Source organism: Corynebacterium sp. HMSC08C04 (assembly GCF_001807495.1).
In the GTDB taxonomy this organism is placed as follows: domain Bacteria; phylum Actinomycetota; class Actinomycetes; order Mycobacteriales; family Mycobacteriaceae; genus Corynebacterium; species Corynebacterium simulans.
The window spans coordinates 39,399-63,594 of the sequence record NZ_KV789201.1 but is presented as its reverse complement, the minus strand read 5'-3'; the positions used below and the strand labels follow the sequence as shown (position 1 = coordinate 63,594).

At 59.5% G+C, this 24,196-nt stretch carries 23 protein-coding genes; 2 read left to right on the top strand and 21 right to left on the bottom strand.

All coding sequences use genetic code 11. From position 1 onward, the window contains the following. Positions 1-11: 11 nt before the first annotated feature. Positions 12-944, top strand: a complete 933-nt coding sequence (locus HMPREF3169_RS02635) for a glucose-6-phosphate dehydrogenase assembly protein OpcA (protein WP_061922333.1) — start codon at positions 12-14, stop codon at positions 942-944. A 44-nt stretch (positions 945-988) separates the two neighbouring features. Next, positions 989-1,756, top strand: a complete 768-nt coding sequence (gene pgl / locus HMPREF3169_RS02630; protein WP_061922330.1) for a 6-phosphogluconolactonase — start codon at positions 989-991, stop codon at positions 1,754-1,756. A gap of 71 nt (positions 1,757-1,827) precedes the next feature. Here the strand turns inward: pgl and secG are convergent, their stop codons facing one another. The 21 genes from secG to rpoZ all read right to left on the bottom strand — a co-directional run bounded on the left by secG (position 1,828) and on the right by rpoZ (position 24,162). Next, entirely contained in the window at positions 1,828-2,064 is a 237-nt protein-coding gene (gene secG, locus HMPREF3169_RS02625) for a preprotein translocase subunit SecG (protein WP_061922327.1), read from the bottom strand. A 136-nt stretch (positions 2,065-2,200) separates the two neighbouring features. Continuing rightward, complete coding sequence (gene tpiA / locus HMPREF3169_RS02620) at positions 2,201-2,980, bottom strand: triose-phosphate isomerase (protein ID WP_061922325.1); 780 nt, start codon at positions 2,978-2,980, stop codon at positions 2,201-2,203. Between the two features lie 53 nt (positions 2,981-3,033). Further along, complete coding sequence (gene pgk, locus HMPREF3169_RS02615) at positions 3,034-4,251, bottom strand: phosphoglycerate kinase (RefSeq protein WP_061922322.1); 1,218 nt, start codon at positions 4,249-4,251, stop codon at positions 3,034-3,036. A gap of 138 nt (positions 4,252-4,389) precedes the next feature. Further along, the gene (gene gap, locus HMPREF3169_RS02610; RefSeq protein WP_061922319.1) at positions 4,390-5,397 is read right to left on the bottom strand and encodes a type I glyceraldehyde-3-phosphate dehydrogenase; all 1,008 of its coding nucleotides are present in this window, start codon (positions 5,395-5,397) and stop codon (positions 4,390-4,392) included. Between the two features lie 498 nt (positions 5,398-5,895). Beyond that, positions 5,896-6,885, bottom strand: coding sequence for a DNA-binding protein WhiA (gene whiA / locus HMPREF3169_RS02605; protein WP_061922316.1), 990 nt, complete (start codon positions 6,883-6,885; stop codon positions 5,896-5,898). Positions 6,886-7,043: 158 nt separating this feature from the next. Next, positions 7,044-8,012, bottom strand: coding sequence for a gluconeogenesis factor YvcK family protein (gene yvcK, locus HMPREF3169_RS02600; protein ID WP_061922313.1), 969 nt, complete (start codon positions 8,010-8,012; stop codon positions 7,044-7,046). Between the two features lie 49 nt (positions 8,013-8,061). Further along, positions 8,062-8,934: an RNase adapter RapZ gene (rapZ, locus tag HMPREF3169_RS02595; protein ID WP_141744794.1), complete on the bottom strand. Its 873-nt coding sequence runs from the start codon at positions 8,932-8,934 to the stop codon at positions 8,062-8,064. Positions 8,935-8,979: 45 nt separating this feature from the next. Further along, positions 8,980-11,031, bottom strand: a complete 2,052-nt coding sequence (gene uvrC / locus HMPREF3169_RS02590) for an excinuclease ABC subunit UvrC (RefSeq protein ID WP_061922310.1) — start codon at positions 11,029-11,031, stop codon at positions 8,980-8,982. Positions 11,032-11,034: 3 nt separating this feature from the next. Further along, positions 11,035-11,589 carry a PH domain-containing protein gene (locus HMPREF3169_RS02585; protein WP_061922307.1) on the bottom strand — a complete coding sequence of 185 codons (555 nt, stop codon included), beginning with the start codon at positions 11,587-11,589 and terminating at the stop codon, positions 11,035-11,037. Positions 11,590-11,619: 30 nt separating this feature from the next. Next, a complete protein-coding gene (ribH, locus tag HMPREF3169_RS02580; RefSeq protein ID WP_061922304.1) occupies positions 11,620-12,099 on the bottom strand; it encodes a 6,7-dimethyl-8-ribityllumazine synthase in 480 nt (159 codons plus the stop codon). A gap of 19 nt (positions 12,100-12,118) precedes the next feature. Beyond that, on the bottom strand, positions 12,119-13,423 hold the full coding sequence (locus HMPREF3169_RS02575; RefSeq protein ID WP_061922301.1) for a bifunctional 3,4-dihydroxy-2-butanone-4-phosphate synthase/GTP cyclohydrolase II: 1,305 nt from the start codon (positions 13,421-13,423) through the stop codon (positions 12,119-12,121). Positions 13,424-13,434: 11 nt separating this feature from the next. After that, the gene (locus HMPREF3169_RS02570; RefSeq protein WP_061922298.1) at positions 13,435-14,049 is read right to left on the bottom strand and encodes a riboflavin synthase; all 615 of its coding nucleotides are present in this window, start codon (positions 14,047-14,049) and stop codon (positions 13,435-13,437) included. A gap of 53 nt (positions 14,050-14,102) precedes the next feature. Next, on the bottom strand, positions 14,103-15,128 hold the full coding sequence (gene ribD, locus HMPREF3169_RS02565) for a bifunctional diaminohydroxyphosphoribosylaminopyrimidine deaminase/5-amino-6-(5-phosphoribosylamino)uracil reductase RibD (protein ID WP_061922295.1): 1,026 nt from the start codon (positions 15,126-15,128) through the stop codon (positions 14,103-14,105). Between the two features lie 54 nt (positions 15,129-15,182). Continuing rightward, the gene (rpe, locus tag HMPREF3169_RS02560) at positions 15,183-15,848 is read right to left on the bottom strand and encodes a ribulose-phosphate 3-epimerase (RefSeq protein WP_070455615.1); all 666 of its coding nucleotides are present in this window, start codon (positions 15,846-15,848) and stop codon (positions 15,183-15,185) included. 54 nt (positions 15,849-15,902) lie between these two features. After that, entirely contained in the window at positions 15,903-17,402 is a 1,500-nt protein-coding gene (locus HMPREF3169_RS02555) for an RsmB/NOP family class I SAM-dependent RNA methyltransferase (RefSeq protein ID WP_070455614.1), read from the bottom strand. Further along, complete coding sequence (gene fmt, locus HMPREF3169_RS02550; RefSeq protein WP_061922287.1) at positions 17,399-18,361, bottom strand: methionyl-tRNA formyltransferase; 963 nt, start codon at positions 18,359-18,361, stop codon at positions 17,399-17,401. Before fmt ends, HMPREF3169_RS02555 begins: the two co-directional genes overlap by 4 nt. A gap of 50 nt (positions 18,362-18,411) precedes the next feature. Then, entirely contained in the window at positions 18,412-18,921 is a 510-nt protein-coding gene (def, locus tag HMPREF3169_RS02545; protein WP_061922284.1) for a peptide deformylase, read from the bottom strand. Positions 18,922-19,027: 106 nt separating this feature from the next. Then, positions 19,028-21,064 (bottom strand): primosomal protein N', encoded by a 2,037-nt coding sequence (locus tag HMPREF3169_RS02540; RefSeq protein WP_061922281.1) that lies wholly within the window; start codon positions 21,062-21,064, stop codon positions 19,028-19,030. A gap of 11 nt (positions 21,065-21,075) precedes the next feature. Further along, positions 21,076-22,308 carry a methionine adenosyltransferase gene (metK, locus tag HMPREF3169_RS02535; protein WP_062035134.1) on the bottom strand — a complete coding sequence of 411 codons (1,233 nt, stop codon included), beginning with the start codon at positions 22,306-22,308 and terminating at the stop codon, positions 21,076-21,078. A gap of 134 nt (positions 22,309-22,442) precedes the next feature. After that, positions 22,443-23,660 carry a bifunctional phosphopantothenoylcysteine decarboxylase/phosphopantothenate--cysteine ligase CoaBC gene (gene coaBC / locus HMPREF3169_RS02530; RefSeq protein WP_070455651.1) on the bottom strand — a complete coding sequence of 406 codons (1,218 nt, stop codon included), beginning with the start codon at positions 23,658-23,660 and terminating at the stop codon, positions 22,443-22,445. 199 nt (positions 23,661-23,859) lie between these two features. Beyond that, a complete protein-coding gene (gene rpoZ, locus HMPREF3169_RS02525) occupies positions 23,860-24,162 on the bottom strand; it encodes a DNA-directed RNA polymerase subunit omega (RefSeq protein WP_061922276.1) in 303 nt (100 codons plus the stop codon). Positions 24,163-24,196: the final 34 nt, after the last annotated feature.

Here is a 24,196-nt window from a genome sequence, read left to right as displayed (position 1 = left end):
AGGCTACAGCGATGATTATCCCATTGCCTGATACCACGACCCGCAAGATCTCCAAGAAGCTCGTTGAGGCGCAGGAGCACTACACGCTGACCACTGGCCGCGTGCTCACACTTATTGTTGCCGCTAACGAGGGCGACGATATCGAGGGAATCCTAGCCTCCGTTCGCGACGCTTCGCACGAGCACCCCTCCCGCGTGCTCGTCGTCATCGCCGGCTCCGGCGACAAGGAAACCCACCTCGATGCCGAGCTGCGCGTCGGCGGTGAGGCTGGTGCCTCGGAGATTGTCGTCATGCACCTGCACGGCGACCTAGCTGAGCAGTCCGAGTCCGTGGTTATCCCGCTGCTGCTTCCGGATACGCCACTGGTTGCTTGGTGGCCCACCAAGTGCCCAGCTAATCCAGCGCAGAGCCCAATCGGCAAGCTGGCGCAGCGCCGGATCACCAACGTGGCCTACGGGGATGGGGCGAGCCATGAGGAGCTCATGCAGCTCTCCCGCGGCTATACCCCGGGGGACTCGGATATGTCTTGGGCAGCCATTACCCTGTGGCGCGGCATCGTAGCATCGGCGCTTGACCGCCACCCACATGAGCCGGTCGAGTCCGTGGAGATCTGCGGAGCGGCAGAAAGCCCGGCCGCTGACTTTGCTGCGGGCTGGCTTGTCGACGCCCTGGGTGTTCCGGTAACCAGGAAAACAACGGCTGCTCCGGAGCCGGGGGCGTTTCCTATCCACTCCCTGCGCTTTAACCGCGTATCCTCACACGTAACAGTCGACGTCGTCGACGTTAGCACCGTCCGTGTACAGGTTCCGGGTTCCCCGGATTCCCTGGTCTCGTTGAGCGTGCGTTCGCAGGCAGAAATCCTCTCTGAGGACCTGCGCCACCTCGACTCTGACAAGACATATGCGCACTCGCTTCGCGCACTGTCGCGCGTGGACTACAGTTAGTCGTACATCTTTATTTTTACACCCCTTTTAAGGATCAAACACACATGGTCACTCTTCACCGCGTAAGCGATGTAGACGAACTCATATCCTCTGCCGCCCGCAAATTCATCGACGTAGTCACGTCGGTCCAGGCCCCGGGCGGCGGCCTTCACAACGACGGCGTGGCGCGCGTTGTTCTCACCGGCGGTGGTGCCGGCATCGGAACCCTGCGCGAGCTGGCTCGCCTCGATGCCGCTGCGAAGCAGCAGAGTGAAGATTACCCAGCCTTGGCCATCGATTGGACCCGCGTGCACGTCTTCTTTGGTGATGAGCGCAATGTTCCAGTCTCCGATCCTGATTCCAATGAGGGCCAGGCCCGTGCAGCACTCCTGCACGCAGCGGGCGTTCCGGAAGAACACATTCACGGTCTCGACTTGGGTGCTATCGCCATGGAGCATGCGGCGAAGGCCTATGCGGGCGAGATTTCTGAATTCGCACCTAACGGCTTCGACCTACACCTGCTCGGCATGGGCGGCGAGGGCCACATCAACTCCATGTTCCCGCATTCTGAGGCAGTAATGGAACAAGAAGACCTCGTTGTAGCAGTCCCCGACTCTCCCAAGCCACCAGCAGAGCGAGTCACGCTGACGCTGCCTGCGGTTAACCGCTCCGAGCGTGTGTGGTTCTTGGTCTCCGGTGAGGAAAAGGCTGAGGCAGCCTCCCACATCGTGGCTGGCTCCCCCGCCATCGAATGGCCTGCAGCCGGTGCGCATGGCACTAGCGAAACCATTCTTTTCTTAAGCGACGATGCCGCGACGGTAATCGAAGAATAAGCAAAAAATTAAAAGGCCGCGCTTCCTTAAAAGTAAAGGAAGCGCGGCCTTTCTTTAAGCCTGCTTAGGCTTTAAACGGCGTATGCCTGGATCAGGTTGAGCGCTACGATGCAGGCCAACCAGATGATAACCATCACGATGGTGTAGCGGTCCAAGTTCTTCTCCACGACGGTGGAGCCAGAAAGGTTGGACTGGACGCCGCCGCCGAAGAGGCTGGAAAGTCCGCCGCCCTTGCCCTTGTGCAGCAACACAAAGATGGACATGAGGATCGCGGCAATCACCAGGATGATTTCCAGTGCCAAGATCATAGGATCGTTCCTCTCAGAATTTATTAATTAACTCCGGACTACTCTACACCACGACGTGGGCCGAAGAATACTTCGACCCACGTGCGTAGCGCTGGTTATCCAGTACCTATTCCTTACCTACTCCTTGACTCGGTGCTTAGGCAACGGTGGATGCGTTTGCAGCGAGCTTGGCAAATTCGTCGCCTACCAAGGAAGCTCCGCCGACTAGCCCGCCATCGACGTCGGGCTTGCCCACGATCTCGGCGACGGAGTCAACCTTGACGGAACCGCCGTAGAGAATACGAATGCCTTCCGCCACCTCTTCGCCCGCAAGTTCGCGTACAAGAGCACGGATTGCAGCGCAAACCTCCTGGGCGTCGTCAGCGGAGGCAACCTTGCCGGTGCCGATGGCCCAGACAGGCTCATAGGCAACGACGGTCTTAGACAAGTCCTCAGCGGACAGGCCTGCGAGGGAATTGCGGGTCTGGTTGACCACGTAGTCAACGTGGGTGCCGGACTCGCGAACGTCGAGCGGCTCGCCGACGCACACGATCGGGCTCAGGCCGTGCTTGAGTGCTGCAGCAGCCTTTTCCGATACGAGCTCGTCGGTCTCGCCGTGGTACTCGCGGCGCTCAGAGTGGCCAACTACGGCCCACTTGCAGCCCAAGGATGCAAGCATCTTGCCTGAGACCTCACCGGTGTAGGCGCCAGAATCGTGCTTGGAGATGTCCTGTGCGCCGTAGGTCAGAAGCAGCTTGTCGCCCTCGGAGAGGGTCTGCATGGTGCGCAGATCAGTAAACGGCACCATGAAGGCGACGTCGACCTTGTCGTAGTAGTCCTTCGGCAGAGAGAAGTCGAACTTCTGGATGGAGGCGATTGCTTCCTTGTGGTCCAGGTTCATCTTCCAGTTACCGGCAATCAGTGGTTTACGTGCCATGGAAAATTTTCCTTTCAGGTTTTATTGTGCGTAGGCCTGTGTAACTGCGGCGCTTATGCCTGCAGAACAGATACGCCCGGCAGTTCCTTACCCTCGAGGAACTCGAGGGATGCGCCGCCGCCGGTGGAGATGTGGGAAAAGCCCTCTTCATTCAGGCCAAGCAGGCGAACCGAAGCGGCGGAGTCGCCACCGCCGACGACGGTGAAGGAGCCGTTGTTTTCGGTGGCAGAGATGATGGACTTAGCCACGCCTTCGGTGCCCTTGGAGAATGCCTCCATCTCGAATACGCCCATCGGACCATTCCAGAATACGGTCTTAGAGGATGCAATAACCTCGTCGAATGCCTTAACGGACTCAGGTCCAATGTCCAGGGACATCCAGCCCTCTGGGATGCCGTCGAGGGCGACAACCTTGTTTTCCGCATCAGCGTTGAACTCGGTAGCAGCAATGAGGTCTACCGGCAGAACAAGCTTGTCACCGAAGCGCTCGAGCAGGTCCTTGCAGTTGTCGATCTGGTCTTCCTGCAGCAGAGAGTTCTGAACGTTGTAGCCCTTTGCCGCGAGCAGGGTGTAGCACATGCCTCCACCAATGATGACCTTGTCAGCCTTATCTGCCAGCGCTTCGATGACGCCGAGCTTGTCAGAGACCTTCGCGCCGCCGAGGACAACCACGTATGGGTGTTCTGGCTTTTCAGCGACAGCTGCGAGAGTCTCGACTTCCTTCTGCACGAGTTTGCCTGCAAACGCCGGCAGGCGCTTAGCGACGTCGTATACGGAAGCCTGCGCGCGGTGGACAACGCCAAAACCGTCGGAGACGAAGGCGCCGTTATCCGCAGCCAAGGCAGCGAGCTCATCAGCGAAAGCGCCGCGCTCAGCCTCATCCTTGGAGGTCTCGCGAGCATCGAAACGCACGTTCTCGATCAGCATGACGTCACCGTCGTTAAGACCGTTTGCGCGCTCGTGTGCGTCCTCACCGGTTACGTCGCCAGCAAGCGCTACGTATTGACCCAGTGCCTCAGAAAGAGCCTCTGCTACCGGTGCCAGGGAGTACTTCTCGTTTACCTCGCCCTTTGGACGGCCCAGGTGTGCGGAAAGGATGACCTTGGCGCCACCTTCAACGAGTGCCTTGATGGTTGGCAGGGATGCGGTGATACGTCCGGAGTCAGTAATGTTGCCTTCCTCGTCGAGCGGCACATTGAAGTCGGATCGTACGAGGACGTGGCGGGACTCCACACCCTCTGCGATGAGGTCATCAAGGGTCTTGAAAGCCATTGGATTCTCCTTCATTGAAATCTTTAAAAAGCGTTCTATACAAGACTACCGGCCCACGCATGACCCTTGGGCGGGAAATTGCGTGAGCCGGTAGAACATCTAAGCCAAGCCTCTAGTTAAGACTTGCAAGCGCCGAGCTTAAAGCTTGGAAGCGACCAAGGAGGTGGTGCGCACGAGCTGGTTGGTGTAGCCCCACTCGTTGTCGTACCAGCCAAGGACCTTGACGAGGTTGCCGTTGGAGACCTTGGTCATGCCGGCGTCGAAGATGCAACCGTGTGGGTCGGTGATGATGTCGGTGGAAACGATTGGGTCTTCGGTGTATGCGAGGGTCTCGCCGAACTCGCCAACAGAGGCTTCCTTGATTGCAGCGTTGATTTCCTCAACGGTGACGTCGCGGGAAGCGGTGAAAGTCAGGTCGGTTGCGGAACCGGTGATGGTCGGAACGCGCATTGCGTAGCCGTCCAGCTTGCCTTCAAGCTCCGGAAGAACCAGTGCAACTGCCTTTGCAGCGCCGGTGGAGGTCGGAACCATGTTGACCGCTGCAGCGCGTGCACGGCGTGGGTCCTTGTGTGGTGCATCCTGGATGCGCTGGTCACCGGTGTAGGAGTGAACGGTGGTCATCAGGCCCTTCTCGATGCCGAACTTGTCATTGAGGACCTTTGCCATCGGTGCCAGGCAGTTGGTTGTGCAGGAAGCTGCGGAAATAACGTTGTGCTTCGCAGCGTCGTATTCGTCGGAGTTGACGCCGTAGACGAAGGTGCCGTCAACGTTCTTGCCCGGTGCAGAAATGATGACCTTCTTGGCGCCAGCCTCGATGTGAGCCTTTGCTGCCTCACCATCGGTAAAGAAGCCGGTGGACTCGATAACGATGTCAACGTTGTGTTCGGACCAGTTCAAGTTCTTTGGATCGCGCTCAGCAGAAACTGCGATGCGGTGGCCGTTGACGGTGATGGACTCGTCATCATGAGTGATCTCGCCGTCGAAGCGGCCGAGAACGGAATCGTACTTGAGAAGATTTGCCAGGCTGCCGTTGTCGGTGAGGTCGTTGACTGCAACTACCTCGAGGTCGGAGTCGCCCTGGGCAACTGCACGGAAGAAGTTGCGGCCGATGCGGCCAAAGCCATTGATGCCTACGCGGATGGTCACTGTTTTTCTCCTCTATAAATCGAGTAAAAGTTATGTGGGCTCCGAGGCATCTCCTCTAGTTCGTCTTTGGTGCGAAGAACCTCGGTGAGTTTTCCCAACACGGCCGATACTACCGAGCAAACACCAAGCATGCAGCGGTCAAAGGGCCACCCGAGGCTTTCTAGAACCAGGTAATGACGAAAGGCAAAAACAGGCGTACAATTTTTGGCTCACATGACTAATCCGCACCGAAAACCCCCTGCACTACCCCCGAGTTTGTCCGTATGTGTTGGTTTATGTTGCCTGGGGTGGGATATATCACTCCCCCAGCTCAGCCCTGATTAGCAAACATATCCAGCAGGTACCAGACGCAGCAATGCTGGGCGTAAAGTATCCGCCTACTCCCGAATGTGCCTGTTTTGCCCGAACAAAACCGCCCCGTCCGATCGGACAAGGCGGCTGGCGGCTAAGGCTTTGATCGAAACCTTGAAAATCAGAAACTTTTTCACCTAGTAAAGTCTACGACTCGTCAAAAAGATCATCAGTGATCGATTCGTTGGTGTCCGGAATATCAAGCTCCTCGGCGCGCTTATCTGCCATGGAAAGCAAGCGCCGGATGCGTCCGGCAACAGCATCCTTAGTCATTGGAGGATCAGCCAGGCGTCCCAGTTCCTCCAAGGAGGCCTCGCGGTGCTGGACGCGCAGGCGGCCCGCATCTGCGAGGTGCTCGGGCACGTCGTCGCCCAATATTTCCATCGCGCGCTCTACACGGGCGGCGGCAGCTACCGCAGCACGCGCGGAACGGCGCAAATTAGCATCATCGAAGTTATCCAGGCGCTTCGAGGTATCGTGCGCCTCGCGCTTGACGCGCTTCTTCTCCCACGTCAAGCGGGTTTCCTGAGCGCCCATGCGGGTCAACAAGGCGCCAATAGCATCGCCATCGCGCACAACGACGCGATCGGCGCCACGGGTTTCCTTGGTTTTTGCAGAGATTCCCAGGCGGCGTGCACAGCCCACCAAAGCCAGCGCGGCCTCTTGGCAAGGGCATAGCACCTCGAGGGTAGAAGAACGGCCCGGCTCGGTCAGCGTCCCTTGGGCAAGGAATGCGCCCCTCCATGCGGCCTCGTTGTCGGCGATAGAGCCCGAGATTACCTGCGGCGGCAGTCCCACCACCGGATGGCCCGAACGAGTGACCAACCCTAGGCGACGCGTTAGCTCCTTTGCGCCGGAGGCAACGCGCAGCTGAACGCGAGACTTCTTCTGCGAACCGGCCGGCCCCACAACATGCGAGGTTGCCTTCACGCTGTAGAGGTCATCGAGGGCTTCGATGAGCCGCTCGGCAATGCGCAGATTGTCCACTTCGATTTCGTAGGCCATCTGGTCCCCGCTTACGGTCAGCTCGCCGGCAAAGCGCAACATGGCGGAAATTTCCGCGGCACGAGCGGACTGGCGTGGAACGGAGACTGCTGTGAGTTCATCCTTGACCTGTTCGGTCAATGAAGCAGACAAAGTCCTTGCCCCTTTCTCAATGATTCTTGCTGTACAGACCGAGCATCATCCAACCAGGTCTGCGCAGACGCGGTATGCCCTATCAGGCACGGAATGCCTTATACAGACATAGAGAAACACTAGTCTAGCCTGCACGATAAATCCTTGGCCGCACTAGGCTAGCTTTGCTCGAGCAATCCTTTCAACGCAGCAGAAAGCTTGTGTGGATCATGCTTGTTTAGACGCACGCCGTTTTCATCACGCAGGCTAACGTCAGCGAATACCGCTTGGGCGCCCAGTACGTTGGCTGCGCGCTGCAGATAGCTGCGCTCACTCTCACTAGGGATAGCGTTGGAATCCACCAAGACGCGGTCGATGCGCAGTTCCGGCGCATGCTGCGCCAACACGTGGAGATGCCGCTCCGCAGAAAAGCCCTGAGTCTCGCCCGGCTCTGCCGAAAGGTTCAGCACAACCACGCGCATCGCGGAAGAGTTCTTCACAGTGTTCACGATTTCCGGCACCAGCACGTGCGGTAGCACCGAGCTAAACCAAGAGCCGGGGCCGATGGTGATGAGGTCGGCGTCGGAAAGCGCGGCCAAAGCGTTCGGATTGGCCTGTGGATGCGCCGGAAGGATGCGTACGCGACGTACCTGACCCGGAGTGGAAGCCACCGCCACTTGGCCGCGTACGGCCCGCATGATGCGGGGATCCTCGTCAAGTCCGGCGACCTCCGCCTCGATGTCCAGCGGCTGATTGACCACCGGCAGCACGCGGCCGCGGGAATTGGTCAGCTGGGCTACCTTATCCAGGGCCGCCTGATAATCGCCGAGAACCTCAGTCAGGCCAGCAATAAGCAAATTACCCACGGCGTGCCCTGCCATCGCACCGTTGCCCCGGAAACGATGTTGCAACGTCTCTGCCCACATTTGGCCAGTTTCCGTGTCATCGGAAAGCGCGGCCAGCGCCATGCGCAGATCACCGGGTGGAATGATGTCCAGCTCACGGCGCAGACGCCCTGAAGAGCCACCGTCATCGGCGACGGTAACTATGGCTGAGATCCGCTCCACGCCCGTCATCTGGGCAGCAAGAAGGGTTTGATAAAGACCATGGCCGCCACCGAGGCAAGCCATGTGGGTTTGTCGAGTCATTGGTGGATTTATAAGCTTTCCGGGTCAATTGTGCAAGGAAATAGAAAAACTAGCCGCGTTGAATATCGCGGTGCAGAGCGTTTACCTCGAGGTCTCCGCGCTGACGCAGGCGCCGGGTCAATTCCTCGGCAACGGCAACGGAACGGTGGTGGCCGCCCGTACAGCCGACGCCAACTGTGATGAAGTTCTTGCCCTCGTGACGATAGCCCTTGAGCATGGTGCCGAACATATCCAGAAAGTGCTCAATGAACTTCTCGGCGGCAGGATGGGCCAAGACATAATCCGAGACCGGCTCATCGGTGCCACGGTAGCCGCGCAGCTCCGGAACCCAATAAGGATTGGGCAAGAATCGCACGTCAAGCACAAGGTCTGCATCGCGAGGCGAGCCATTTTTAAAGCCAAAGGACTCGACGGTGACGTGCTGGACGTCTTTGCGCATATCACCGAAGGCGGCCTCCATCGCACGCCGCAGATCATGGATGGAGAGATTGGTGGTATCGATGATGATGTCCGCACGCTCGCGGGCATGCGCGATGGCTTTTCGCTCCCTCTGAATGCCTGCCTTCAGCGTGTCTCCACCCTGTAGGGGGTGGGTACGGCGCACGGAATCGAAACGGCGAATCAAAACGTCATCGCGTGCATCGAGAAACAGTACCGTTGGCTTCATGCCGAGTTCGGTAACTTCATCGATGGTCTCCAGCAGCGAACCTAGAAACATACGGGAACGCACGTCAGTTACCGCTGCGACCTTCTTAACCTTGGTCTCCTCCATCGCGCACAGCTTGAGAAGATCAATGATGGCCTTCGGCGGGATGTTGTGGGCAACGTAGTAGCCTTTGTCCTCCAAGACTTTGGCTGCGGAGGTCAAGCCACCACCCGACATACCGGTGATGAAGATGGGCGGGGATTCTAAGTGCGTCATGCAGCCCATCTTAGCCCGCGAAGACTTATAGAACACTGAATTTCTTTAACCATGCAGATGTTCATAGACCACACCGGCAAGTTTCGGGCCAAAGCCCTTGACCGCTGCGATCTCCTCCGCCGAGGCTTCCTTGAGCTTTTTCACCGAGCCAAAATGCTTGACCAAATCGGTGCGGCGCTGCGGCCCCAAGCCCGGCACCGAATCCAGTACCGAAGAACGCATGCGCTTGGAACGCTGCTGGCGGTGATAAGTAATAGCAAAGCGGTGTGCCTCGTCGCGGATCTGCTGTAGCAAGTACAGCGCCTGCGAGTTACGCGGGAGAATAACCGGTTCATCATCACCCGGGACCCAGATTTCCTCCAAGCGCTTTGCAAGGCCAACGAGGGTCACGTCCACGATACCGAGCTCATCAAATACCTCTTGCGCTGCCGCAACCTGCGGAGCGCCACCGTCCACGATGAATAGCTGCGGCGGGTAGGCAAAACGACGTCCCGCTTCTGCGGATTCTTCCTGCACATTCTCGTCGTCGAAGGTGGACTCCTCGACTTCCTCGTCTGGGTTGGCGAGCTTGTCCTCGTTGTGGCGCTTGAAACGGCGGCGAGTTACCTCGGCGATGGAGCCGACGTCATCAGAGCGACCCTCACCAGCCGCCTCCTTGATGCGGTAACGCCTGTAATCAGCCTTGCGTGGCAGACCGTCCTCAAAGACCACGAGGGAAGCAACCACATCGGTGCCTTGAATATGGGAGATATCGGTGCACTCGATGCGCAGCGGCGCCTGGTCCATCCCCAAGGCTTCCTGGATGTCCTGCAGGGCCGCCGAACGCGCGGTGAGATCACCGACGCGCTTGAGCTTGTGCTGGCGCAGCTGCTCCTTAGCGTTGCGCTCGACGGTCTCCATCAGGGAGTGCTTATCGCCGCGCTGCGGTACTCGCATATTCACCTGCGCCCCACGCAGATCCTCGAGCAGGGAGATGACTTCAGCCGACTCGTCCGGCATGGCCTGCACCAAGATCTCCCGCGGAATCACGTTGCCGCGGCGGGTTTCCGTATGCGATTCCTGGTCCACACCGCGCCTGCTAAGAGCAGCGTCTTCCTCCATCTCTTGCTGCTCGCGGTCTGCCGCATCCGAATAGAACTGGATCAGGAAGTTTTGCATCAACGCCGGCAAAGCCGGATCGCTTTCGCCTTCTTCCCACGGCCCCGTCGGGGCTTGGTCGCCTGAGCGTTCTACGACCCAGCCGCGCTGGCCACGGATGCGGCCGTCACGCACATGGAAGATCTGCACAGCGGCCTCCAGCTCATCAGAGCTAAAGGCAATGAGATCCGCATCAGTTCCGTCATTGAACACGACGGCCTGCTGCTCCATAATCTTGTTGATTGCGCCTAAGTCATCGCGCAGGCGTGCAGCAAGCTCAAACTCGAGGTTTTCCGCGGCTTGCTCCATGCGCTGGGTTAGTTCACGGGTCACGGCGGAGGTATTGCCGTTCATAAAGGAAACCAGCGAATTTACGGTCTCCCTATGATCTGCCTTCGATACCGCACCGGTACACGGTGCCGAACATTTGCCGATATATCCCAATAGACACGGACGGCCCAAGCGCTCGTGCCGGTTGTAGACGCCCTTGGAACAGGTGCGCATGGGGAACACGCGCGTGAGCAGGTCCAAGGTTTCGCGCACCGCCCAAGCATGGGAATACGGACCAAAATAACGCACGCCCTTCCGCCGCGGGCCACGGTAAAAGAAGGCGCGTGGGACGATCTCTCCTACCGATACCGCAAGCATCGGATAGGTCTTATCGTCGCGGTACATGACATTAAACCGCGGGTCGAAGCGCTTAATCCAGGTATATTCCAGCTGCAGCGCTTCCACCTCGCTGGCAACCACGGTCCATTCCACCGACGCAGCGGTAAGCACCATCTGGCGCGTGCGCGGATGCAGCTGCGTGATGTCCTGGAAATAGTTGGACAAACGTGCGCGCAGGTTCTTGGCCTTGCCTACGTAAATTACCCGGCGGTTTTCATCACGAAACTTATAAACGCCAGGCTCTGTGGGAATAGTGCCTGGCGCTGGTCGGTAGGTAGCGGGATCTGCCACTTTTTAATCCTGCGGCATGTACTTAGCTTCAAGGTCGCGGAAAGCGCGAACCTTCGAGATAACGGCGGCCTTATCGCCAGCCTGCAGTGCCCAAACCGGCACATACTCGAAGTCGGGCAACTCGATGCGCGCCATCCGCTCGCCCTCTGGGAAGGATAGTCCGTAGACGACCTGCCAAGGATAAAAACGGGTACCTACGATGTTACGCACCTCGACGCCGTCTTCATTCGCACGCAAGCGCGGGCGCGTCAGGGCCAGCCAAGACAGAACCGAGATAAGCAGGCCCACGCCGGGGAAAGCGAACTTATCGATAGTGGTGACGGCAGCACCGGTGAAGGAGATATCCAAGGTAAGGCCCATGAAAATATGGATAGCCATGACGAGGATGACCCAACCGATGGCCACCTTGCGCAAAAATTGCGACTTAGCCTCATAAATCCACGGCTTCGTCGACGTCTGCGCGAACGGATCCGCACTGGTGTAGGCCAGAACCTCGGCGTCGGTAAGCTGCGTGCGTGTCGACGTCTCGCGGGCCCCAGATTCTTGTGCGTCAGTCATTAGTTCCTTCTTCGTGGTTTACAGGCTGGCCTAGCCTGCCAGCCCATCTAGTGTACGCAATTTCAATACCGTGTCTAAAGCCGCCACCATCGACTCCGCGCCCTTGTCTTCATCTGAGGTGGCAAAGCCTGCGCGATCGACTGCCTGTGAATACTCGTTCACGGTGAGCACGCCGTTGCCCACCGGAGTGGACTCGTCTAGAGCGATGCGGGTTAGGCCCTGCGTTACGGAGTCACACACGTAATCGAAGTGCGGGGTGCCGCCCTTTACCACGCAGCCCAGCGCAACCACGGCATCGTGGGTCCGGGCCGCCGCCTGCACCACGACGGGAAGTTCGAGTGCCCCAACCACGCGAGTCTCGGTCACCTGCGCGCCACATGCACGAGCAGTCTCTACAGCGCGCTTGTGCAGCTGGTCGCAGATTTCGGCGTTCCACGTCGCGGTTACGACAGCCACGCGGATCCCCTCAGCGGGGACCAATTCAATTTCAGGCAAGCCTTCTTTAGCCATCGGAAACCTTTCTTAGTGCTTAGTTGCGGTGGTCTTCATCATTCGCGTCGTGGGCACCACCTGCTGGATGCTGCATATCCCAGTGTTCAACCTGCGGCAGGTCATGGCCCATGCGGTCACGCTTGGTGCGCAGGTAGGTGATGTTGTCCTCGTTTGCTTCCACAGCAAGCGTAGTGTGCTGAGAAGCATCGACACCAAAGCCGGCCAAACCCTCACCCTTGTGCGGATTATTAGTCATGAGGACAACGGAAGCAATGCCAAGGTCCCGCAGAATCTGACCCGCCACGGAATACTCGCGCGCGTCTTCGGGCAGGCCCTGCTCGAGATTGGCATCGACGGTGTCAAGGCCTTTGTCTTGCAAACGATAGGCTTTCAGCTTGTTCACCAAGCCAATGCCGCGGCCTTCTTGGCCACGCAGATAAATCACCACGCCACGTCCGGCTTCCTGAACCGCCTTGAGCGAAGCGTTGAGCTGAGGGCCACAATCACAGCGACGGGATCCAAACACGTCACCCGTGAGGCACTCAGAGTGCACGCGCACCAGCACGTCTTCCGCGCCGCGAAGCTCCTCGACGTCGCCTGCAACCAGCGCGATGTGCTCGTTGCCGTCGATGTCATGGGTGTATCCCAGCACATTGAACAGGCCGTGATCGGTGGGCAGGCGCGATGCCACCGAGCGGCGAATCTGGGTTTCCTTGTGGCGGCGCCAATCAATGAGCTGCTCGATGGAGATCATGGTCAGCCCATGGGTATCGGCAAAGCGTCGCAGTTCCGGCGAACGCGCCATATCGGTGGGGTCTTCCTCGGAGACGATCTCGCACAAAACGCCGGCCGGCCGCAGCCCCGCCAAGCGCGCGAGATCTACCGCAGCTTCCGTGTGTCCATCACGCTCCAGAACGCCGCTTGGGCGTGCGCTCAAAGGAACCACGTGACCCGGACGGGTGAAGTCAGAGACCGTGGTGGTCGGATCAGCCAAGCGCCGGATGGTCTCTGCTCGGGAGCCCGCGGAGATTCCCGTGGTGCCGGTCGCTGCATCTACTGTCACCGTGTAAGCGGTGGCGCGCACGTCCTCGTTAAGCGCCATCATCGGCGGCAGGTTCAGTCGCGCGCAATCTTCTGGCAACAGCGGCGCACAAATATAGCCGGAGGTGTAGCGGACCATGAAGGCCACGAGTTCTGGGGTTGCCAGCTCCGCGGCGAAAATGAGGTCGCCTTCGTTTTCTCGGTCTTCGTTGTCAACCACAACCACCGCTTTGCCGGCCGCAATATCAGCAATGGCCTGTTCAACAGTGTCGAGTTTGACGGAAGATTCTGCTGCGGTCATAAGGATTTACTTTAGCCCCTGTGGTTTGCGTCCTGCGCGTTAGGCCCGTACATCTTCTCAACGTACTTGGCCAACACATCTACTTCTAGGTTTACGGCAGCGCCGACCCCCATCGTGCCGAAGATTGTGTCGCGCAGGGTGGTTGGAATCAGCGACACCTCAAACCAGTCCGCTCCGATCGCGCTTACGGTCAACGAGGTGCCGCTAACTGCGATTGAGCCCTTCTCGACGACGTATCGTGCAAGGTCGTGGGGAAGGCTAAAGCGCAACACTTCCCAATTCTGCGAAGGGGTACGCGATAAAAGTTCTGCGGTGCCGTCCACGTGGCCTTGCATGATGTGTCCGCCCAAACGCGTGGTGGGCAAAAGCGCCCGCTCCACGTTGACGACGGAGCCCTCGCGCAACTGCCCCAGCGCCGAGCGTCGCAACGACTCGGCCATGACGTCGGCGACGAAAGCATCGCCATCCAGCGCTGCCACCGTAAGACAGACTCCGTTGACCGCAATCGAGTCACCGAGCGCGGCGTCGCTAAGCACGTGAGGCGCTCTAATCCCCAGCCGAATCGCATCGCCCTGCTCCTCAACGGAGCAGACGGTGGCTAGTTCCTCTACGAGTCCTGTAAACAAGCAAATTCCTTCTATTTATGATTTGTTGACTCTGTGTGTCTAACTCTGTGCGTCTAACTCGGCGAATTGAGCACGTACTCAATTAAGACATCATCACCCAAGACCTTGGTGGCACTGCGGCGGAAACGCTTAGCGTCGCTCAAGGTCTGGGCCACCGGATGCGCCAATACGCCACGGCCTTCGCCCAAAAGAACCGGGGCAATATAAGCCTGCACTGCATCGACGTAGCCTGCGTTGAGAAAAGAGCTAGCAAGACCTGCCCCGCCTTCCACCAAAATATCGCGTGCGCCATCCGCATAGAGCTCGCACAAGGCTTGGTCGATGTCCTCAAACTGCAGGTAGCCGAGCTCGCGCAAGTTGCTGGCCGCCGCGCCCGCGTCCTCCAAGTTGCGGCGACCAATCACCACGCGGCGCGGCTGCTGCTCAAAAAGGCTGCCGTCTGGGCGGCGGGCGGTAAGCGACGGGTTATCGGCCAAAGCCGTGCCCGTGCCGATCAAGATAGCGTCGCGTTGTGAGCGGTCAACGTGCACCCAGGCGCGGGCATGCTCGCCAGTAATCCACTGGCTGGTGCCGTCTACTGCGGCGGTGAACCCGTCGAGGGTCTGCGCAAATTTGAGGGTGACGTGTGGCCTGCCCATTTCGATGGCACGCAACCACGGCAAGAGCGCGTCGGGAACATCCTTGTCAACGGGTGCCGCAACCTGTGCAACTTCAATCCCAGCTGCTTGCAGGGTGCTCGCTCCCCCGGCTGCTTCCTGGTTTGGATCGCCATGCAGGAAAAAGACCCGCGAAACCCCAGCATCAATAAGCGCCTGCGCGCACGGACCGGTGCGCCCGGTGTGGTTACACGGTTCAAGGGTGACCACCGCAGTGCCATTGCGCGCAGCCTCCCCAGCTTCGTTGAGAGCCATTACTTCCGCGTGCGCACCTCCTGCCGGCTGGGTGGCACCAGTACCAACCAATTCGCCCTGAGCATCTAAAATGACGGCACCCACAGGCGGATTGGGGCTAGTGGTACCGCGGACAGACTGGCCAGCCTCCATTGCACGCAGCAGGGCCGCTTCTAAATCAAGCTTCATGAAAATTCTTTCAGGCTTTTGCGAGCTTCGATTCAAAGCTCTATTCACGGTCTTCTACAGGGTGGCCAGCTCGCGCAATTCCGCGACTGCGCCAGCTTTATCCTCCTGCTTATAAATTGCAGAGCCGGCAACGAAAGCATGGCAGCCAGCCATTGCTGATTCACGGATGGTCTCCGCCGAAATGCCACCGTCGATCTCGATGAGAGTTGCAAGCCCTTCATCATCAATAACTGCACGCAAAGCACGCACCTTATCCAGCATCTCCGGCATAAACTTCTGGCCGCCAAAGCCCGGCTCCACGGACATCACGAGCACCAAATCAAAGCTAGCGAGCTTGTCCAACCACGGCTCGATTGCGGTATCCGGCTTGACCGAGATACCTGCGCGCACGCCCAGCCCCCGAATCTTTTCCGCCAAGGCGAGGCTGGCCGCCACATCCGCAACAGCTTCCGCGTGGAAAATGATGCAATCGGCGCCGGCTGCAGCATAGGTCTCCACCCATTTTTCTGGCTCCTCAATCATCAGATGCACATCAAGCACCTGGTCCGTGACTGCGTCAACGGTCTTTGTGATGTCTGGGCCAAAGGAAAGGTTGGGGACGAAGTGTCCATCCATGATGTCGACGTGGATCCAATCAGCGTTGGATACGGCGCGCACTTCTTCGCCCAAGCGGGAGAAGTCAGCGGCGAGGATGGATGGGGAAATAATCGGAGCAGACATGCCCCATAGTCTAGACCTACCCTGCGACGCCTCGCCGCGAAACCGGCTCAGCGCCTAGTTCGTGCGCCGCAAAGCTGCGAAGAACATCGCATCCGTGCCATGACGGTGCGGCCACATCTGGACCGACTTATGGCGGCCCACATCCCCCATGTCTGGAATTAGTGTGTGCGCGTCGAGTTCCTCTGCGCCCAGCTTGGCGACGGCGCGGTCCACAATGTCGCGCGTTTCCCTAAGATCTGGAGAACAGGTGGAATAAACCACCACGCCGCCAGGACGGACGAGCCGCAACGCGGATTCGAGCAGCTCAAATTGCAGCTCATTGAGGTCAGCAATGTCGCTTTCGGCCTTCCGCCAACGCGCCTCTGGACGACGGCGCAAAGCACCCAGGCCGGAGCACGGGGCGTCGACCAGCACGCGGTCGAAGCCCGGCTCCAGGCCAGGTTCGCGGCCATCACCCACGTGCACGCGCACCGGGAGATCCGCCACGGTCTTTTTGATGAGCTCCGCACGGTGCGGTGAGACCTCGACTGCATCAACGGTGGCCTGCTCAATACGCGCCAGCGCACCCATCAGCGCCGCCTTACCGCCAGGGCCGGCGCACAGATCCAGCCAGCGTCCGGAATCCTCCCCTTCCAGCGGCGCCTCCGCAACGGCGCGGGCGATAAGCTGCGAACCCTCGTCCTGCACTGCGGCCAGGCCTTGTTTGACCGGCTCCAGATCGCCTGGATCACCGGCAGACATGTACACCGCATAAGGCGAATACTTGCCCTCCTCGTTGCCGGTCATAAGGGCCAGCTCCTCCGCGCTGATCTCACCAGGGCGTGCCACCAAGTGCACGATCGGGCGCTGCGAATCCCCTTCCAAGGCGGCCTCCAGCTCGCCCAAGCCGACGACGCGGGCGAAGGATTCCGCAATCCAGGTCGGGTGCGCATGCTTGAAGGCAAGCGCTGCTACCTCACCACTCGGCGCGAGCTTGTCCAGCCACTTCTCGGAAGGCGTGCGCGTTACCGTACGCATAATGCCATTGGCAAAGCCCTTCGCCTTCTCGAAGCCGGCGGCCTCCACCAAGCGCACGGTGGTATCAACCGCAGCGTGAGCCTCAACGCGGGTGAAAAGCACCTGATAGGTACCCAGACGCAATGCGTCGAGCACCTCTGGTGCGATGGCATCGAGCCCACGGGAAGAGCACTTTTCGATGACGGCATCGAGCACGCCCTCACTGCGTAACGCACCGTAGGTCAGCTCGGTGCAGAAAGCTGCGTCCCGGGCCTCCAACTTGTGTACGCGCAGCGCCTTCGGCAGGGTGAGATTCGCAAAAGCATCATCACTGTGCACGCGGCGCAGCACCTCGTAGGCAACCGCGCGCGCGACATCAATGCCCGCTCGGCGCGCTGCTTTCACGAAGGATGGGTTCTCTTTCCTGCCGCGCGCATTGTTGCGCACCGGCCGCCTATTACCTTTATTAGGTTTGCCAGACTGACCACGCCCCTTATTCTGGGACGTTTCCTTAGGCTTGTCGCCAGACTTGGAACGAGAACGGAATCCGCCGCTCATGAAAACCTCACTTCTTTAGCGCCGCCAAGACCGCGTGCCCAGTCTGCAGCGTTCATCATCTTCTTTCCTGGGGGTTGCAGGCGATCAAGCTTGACAATCCCCTCGCCCGTTCCAACGTATACGGCCTTCTTCGTGATGTGCGCCTGACCTGGTTCGAGCGCGACGTCGGCAAGCGCCGCGCCAGACTCAGCTTCCTCGACAAGGCTTAACGGAGAAAGCTTCACGCGCTGAGAATCCAGCAGCGTCCAAGCGCCTGGCCCCGGAGTATGCGCGCGGATGTGGCGATCCACCACGGTAGCCGGTGCCGTCCAGTCCACTTGCGCGTCCTCCACCGCAATCTTGGAGGCGTACGTGGCCTCGCCCTCCTGCGGGCGCGGTGTGATGCTGCCGGCTGCCAAACCGTCCATTGTCTCAACCAGCAGATCTGCCCCCTTAAAAGCCAGGCGGGTCAGCAAGTCATCGGCAGTGTCGGTCTCCGAGATATCTGACTCCACGACTCCGAGAATCTCACCGGTATCGAGGCCTTCATCGATGCGGAAGGTGGTAGCGCCCGTGCGCTCATCGCCTGCCGCAATCGCTGCCTGGACCGGCGCCGCCCCTCGCCATGCCGGGAGCAAAGAAAAGTGCAGGTTTACCCAACCGTGCTCGGGTACATCCAGCAGGTCCGGTGTAATCAGATTGCCATACGCCACCACCGGAATCGCAGCCGGTTCGAGCTCATGCAGGCGCTCACGCAGCGCCTTTCCATCCTCGGTATCCGGCTTCAGCGAGGTAGGAGTTAACACCTCTATGCCGTGCTTTTGCGCCAGCTCTTTCACCGGGCTCGGATGCAGACTGCGCCCACGCCCCTTGCGAGCATCCGGCCGGGTAAGTACGGCGACGACTTCGTGTTCAGAGGCAATCAGCTTTTCCAGTGCCACGACCGCGGGTTCCGGCGTTCCAGCGAAGATGATTCTCATGCTGTGGCGTCTCCTTTATAAGTATGCTTTGAAAAATACTAGGTAGTTTTTTAAGAATTAAACCAGTCAGAATTGCGGATTACCTGCATGGCCTGCTTGCGCTTTTCCTTAGTCAACCGGTCCAGGAACAACACGCCATCGAGATGATCGGTCTCGTGTTGGATACAGCGCGCCATGAGCCCGGAGGCGACCATAGAAATGGCGTTACCACGGATATCGCGGCCGCTTAAAACCACGGTTTCGTAACGCTCCGTATTTTCAGAAATCCCAGGGATGGAAAGACAGCCCTCAGGGCCATCCTGCTTCGCCTGTCCGATGGGCTCCCACACGGGATTGATGATTGCGCCACGCAAACCCGTTTGCACGTGCGAGCAATCGTAGACAAAGATGCGCTTGGTCAAGCCAATCTGATTCGCCGCAAGTCCTACTCCGCCTGCCTCGTCCATAGTCTCCAGCATGTCAGCCGCTAGCGCTGCAAGTGAAGCATCGAATTTCTCAATCTCCACCGCACGGGAGGTGAGAACTGGGTCGCCGTACATGCGGATTGCTCTTAGTGCCATTTAATAGGAGCCTTCCTCGCCTCATCCACGTTGATTCTTCTTTTATTTGCTGCCCTCGACAATAGTGGAACAATCCCCCGGCACCGCCTAACGGGGTATGGAAGGACTAGCCGATGTGGATGGGATCGACTTGGATGCGCAAAGGAAGCTCGTCCTTGCGCGCGCTGCGGGCGGCATTGGCCTTACGCAAGGCGTTGCCCAATTGGGCACGCGGGCCCAACGGGGTCCTAATCAGTACGCGTTGCGGCGGCCCAAATCGCTGCTCGTCATATTCGCCGGGCAGGCTCAGCCCCGGTGGCAACGGTACGGGTCCCAAAACCTCCACGTTTTCCGGTAGCTCCGCAATAGACATGAAGTGATCCAGGCTGGCATCGGCACCATCGACCGCAGCCATGTGCACTGCTGGCGGGAAACGCACTTCCCGACGCCCCGCCAGCTCACGGCGTGCGGCACCAACCATGTCCCAATTCAGCAAGGACTGAATGACCGGCAGTTCACCGTCAGCGGCGATGACCACTTCACCGCCCTTGTTGTGCGAACAGACCAAGGTAGCTGCAGACGCCCACTTAGAGAGAGCTTCCTCCGTGGCGCGCAGATCCTGGCGGTTGAGCAGCGTGCCTGCATCCAACAGCAAAGCTGCGCCGTAGTGCCCGCCGTGGGCGACGGCCGGTTCTGCGCCCGGCGTTGCGATGACCAGTGCCGCCTCATCTGCGACCTCGTCTACGACCTTGTTGCCGCCCGAGACAACGATGCGGGTACTCGGAAACGCCCGTCCCAACTCTTCCGCCGTGCGCTCAGAGCCCAGTACGATAGCCCGCAGCCGCGGCGAGCCGCATTCGACACAGCGGAATTTCGACTCGATGCGGCCACACCACCGACACGTGGGCAAGGAGGCATGGTGCGTATCTCCCCCGCGTCTATCGGCGGCAAGGCCCAAGGGGCCGTTACAGTGGCGGCAGCGCGCGGGGGCTCGGCAATTGCCGCAAGCCAGAATTGGTGCGTAGCCCTTCCGCGGGACCTGCACGAGCACCGGCTGCGCACGGTCCAGCGCACGCTTCGCAGCTTGGAAGGCAGGCCCTGTAACCGAGGTGGTTCCGCCCTGCAGATCACGCGCAACCTGCAGGCCAAACGCCCCTACCGCAGTCATTGCAGGACGCCGTGTTTCCAACGTGGATTCACTAGCGAGCAGGTCATGCGCCCACCCAGATTCGACCAGCAGCTGTGTCTCTGCGCTGCGGGCATGCCCCGCCAGAATCAGACTGCAGCCTTCCTTAGCTGAGCGCGTGGTCAGCACCTCGCGGGTGTGGACATAGGGTTTTAGGTTATCTACGAGGTTGTCGTTGCCATCATCAAAAATGAACGCCAGGCGTAGGTTCTGTACCGGCGCAAAGGCCGCCGAGCGGGTACCCAACACAATGCGCGCCTGCCCCACCAAAGCGGAAAGATATCGGCGGTAGCGTGCCTGCGGACCCGTGGCATTGCCCAAGACGGTGATCTGCTTGGCTGCGACCACTTTTCGCAAAGCCTTTTCCAGCTTGTCGACGCCGCGTTGGTCCGGCACCACGAGCAAGACTCCGCCGCCGTCGAGTGCCACTTTTGCGGCCAATGCCGCGACGGCACTCGCCCAGTCATCGCCCGGCGCAATCTGCCATGCGGCGCGGGCCAGCCCACCGGCCAATACCGAGTCCACAAAGGACTCACCATGCTGATATGCCGACCACCCCGAAAGATCTGGTTCTTGTGCCTCGCCCATCTCCTCCCACGGGGTGGCGAGATCGGATTCTTCTGCCTTGGCATGCCGCGGCGGAATCGCGGAGCGAATAATGTCTGAGCGCACCGCCCCATAGCGGGCCGCGAGCGACTCGATGAGTTCGGCAAGCTCAGCTGAGTAGACCGCATAGGGCGAAATCACGCGGTCCAGGTAACGCAGCTGGCCGTCGAACTCGCTGTCATTGCGGCGCTCCAAAACGATGGCGTCTGTCAGCCGCCCATTGAAGCGGATGCGCACGCGCACGCCGGGCTTAGCAGCAGCCGACTGCGATTCGTCGACGCGATAATCGAAGCCGCGGTCTAGGTGGGCGACGCCCAATAAAGGCAACACCCGCGCGACCGGTTTATGGGCGGCGGGTGTTCTAGCTGGCATAGGCTCTGATACTACAGGCCGGCAGCCTCACGCAGTGCGACGGCACGGTCGGTGGACTCCCATGGCAGCTCAATGTCGGTGCGGCCGAAGTGGCCGTAGGCTGCGGTCTGGCGGTAGATGGGACGCAGCAAGTCGAGATCGCGGATGATAGCGGCCGGGCGCAAATCGAAGACCTTGTTGACGGCGGCCTGAATCGTGGCGTCGTCAAGCCCGTGTTTCGCAGTGCCAAAGGTCTCGACGTACAGGCCCACCGGCTTCGCACGGCCGATGGCGTAGGCGACCTGGACCTCAGCCTTGTCAGCCAAATCCGCAGCGACGATGTTCTTAGCTACCCAGCGCATGGCGTAGGCCGCAGAGCGGTCCACCTTGCTCGGGTCCTTGCCGGAGAACGCGCCACCGCCGTGGCGAGCCATGCCGCCGTAGGTATCGACGATGATCTTGCGGCCGGTAAGGCCAGCATCGCCCATCGGGCCACCCAAGATGAAGGAGCCGGAAGGGTTGACCAGCAGCGTGGTGTCCTCGCCGTAGAAGTGCTCGAGCTTGGCGTCCTTGATAACCCATTCCACGACGTGCTCGCGCAGTTGCTCCATGAGCCACTCCTGGGAAACCTCGGGATCGTGCTGGGTGGAGATAACCACGGTGTCCAGGTGGGAAGGTCGGTTATCGTCGGTGTAGGCGAAGGTCACCTGGGTCTTGCCGTCTGGGCGCAGGTGATCGACGATGCCCTGCTTGCGAACCTCGGTCAAGCGGCGCGAAAGGCGATGTGCCAGTGCGATAGGCAACGGCATGAACTCATCGGTCTCGTTGGTGGCGTAGCCGAACATCAGGCCTTGGTCACCGGCACCGGCGGTATCATTTTCCTCGTCGTAGTCATCGGAACGGTCACGAGCCTCCGTAGAGGTATCGACGCCAGCGCCAATTTCCTGGGACTGCTCGCCGATGGCGACGTTAACGCCACAGGTGTGGCCGTCGAATCCGACGTCGGAGGAAGTAAAACCGATGTCCGTCAAGGTCTTGCGGACCAACTGCGGGATTTCTACGTAGCCGGTGGTGCGAACCTCACCGACAACGTGAACCTGGCCGGTGGTCACGAGGGTTTCCACTGCCACGCGCGCCTTCGGATCCTTTTCCAACAGCGCATCCAAAATGGTGTCGGAGATAGCGTCGCAGATCTTGTCCGGGTGGCCCTCAGTCACGGATTCGCTGGTGAACAAACGGGTAGCCGGTGCAGGGTTTAAAGTCACAGATATTCCTTAGTGCAGACAGAAAAGCTTAACTAGCGAAAGCTCTTTTAGCGTTCGATGCATGGTTCTGGCCCCAAGCTTTAACAACTAGCCAGCATAGACCAAGCGGTCTATTAAATCAATTAGGCCTTGGCCTAGTTGCTCATTATCTCTTGTACTGCGTCGAGGATTTGGGACGCGACCACATGCTTTGAGCCGTGAGCAACCACTTGTGGCGCCGCATCGCGGCTTAAAATCCAGCCCTCGCTATCGGACTGCCCAAAAACCTTACCCTCGCCAACCTCGTTGGCCATCAAGAGGTCACAGCCCTTCTTTAAAAACTTTTCCTTGGCAAAATCGAGCGCGGAATGGGTGGCATCGCCGGTCTCCGCGGCAAAGCCCACGACGACGGCATTGGGGTTAAGCTCGCCTGCATCACGCTTGGCGACGATCCCTTTGAGCACATCAGGGTTCTCCACTAGCTGAATGCTAGAAAGCTCGGCATCTGCCTGGCCTTTCTTCATCTTTGACTCTGCAATGTGTGCCGGGCGGTAATCGGCCACGGCAGCGGCCATGATGACCACGTCCGCATCGCGCGCTTCCTCCTCCATCGCCGCCTGTAGCTCCGCCGTCGAAACAACGTTGCGAACCTTTGCCCCAGACGGAACAGGCAGCTTCTCCGTGTTACCGGCGACGAGGGTGACGTTCGCGCCGCGTTGTGCGGCAATCTCGGCAAGTGCGAAGCCTTGCCGGCCGGAGGAACGGTTACCCAAGTAACGCACCGGGTCAAGGTTCTCCTGCGTACCGCCTGCAGAAATAACGACATTCTTGCCTGCAAGCCCCTGGCCCATGCGGTAGCCCGCCAACTCGGTGCGCACGAGCTCGGCAATCTGCTCTGGCTCGGGCAAACGCCCCGGGCCCGAATCGCGGCCGGTTAGGCGGCCGTGTGCTGGCTCCATCACGGTGATTCCGCGGCGCCGCAAGGTGGCAACGTTATCCACCGTGGCCGGGTTCTGCCACATCTCGGTGTGCATTGCAGGGACAACGATGACAGGGCAGGTCGCCACCAGCACCGTGGCCGTCAGCAAGTCATCGGCACGGCCAGCGGCGATGCGGGAGATGACATCGGCCGTGGCGGGAGCTACAACAACGGCGTCTGCGTGCTGACCAATATTGACGTGCTGGACTGAATCCACATCATCGAAAACCGAGGTGCTCACGGGGCTGCCTGAAAGCGCCTCAAAGGTAGCCGCGCCCACGAACTGCAGTGCCGCTTGAGTTGGCACAACGCGGACGCTATCTCCGTGCTCTTTGAAGTCGCGGACTAAATGGCAAGCCTTGTATGCGGCGATACCACCGGCTACTCCCACCACGATATTGCGCGGCCGAGCGGATGTTTCTGATGCAGTAGAAGGCGCGGAAGAAGATGCAGAAGAATGAAGGTTCGCTTGATTCACCCGGCCAATTCTACAGCCCGGAAACTTTTCGGCCGCAAGACGCCAAAAGGCCCAGGCTCCCCCCGCCAAGATGGCGGCAGGATACCTGGGCCCGACAAAGCTTATTTGAAAGCTTTTACTTTCCTTCCTCGTGATCGAGGAGACCAGCTTCAATCTCACGCAGAGCGATGGAAAGCGGCTTCTCGCCCGCCTCAGGGGTTACCAGAGGACCGACAAACTCGAAGACACCCTCATCCTGTTCTTGGTAGTAGCTGTTGATCTGACGCGCGCGCTTAGCGGCGAAGATCACCAGAGCGTACTTGGACGAGACCTTATCGAGGAGCTCGTCGATCGGCGGAGCAGTAATGCCCACTGGCGGATCGAACACTGGCTCTGGCTTCGGGGCCTCAGCATTAGCAGGGGTGGTCACGTTAGTCACATGCACCTTTACTTCACTTGGAAATGGTCAAAAT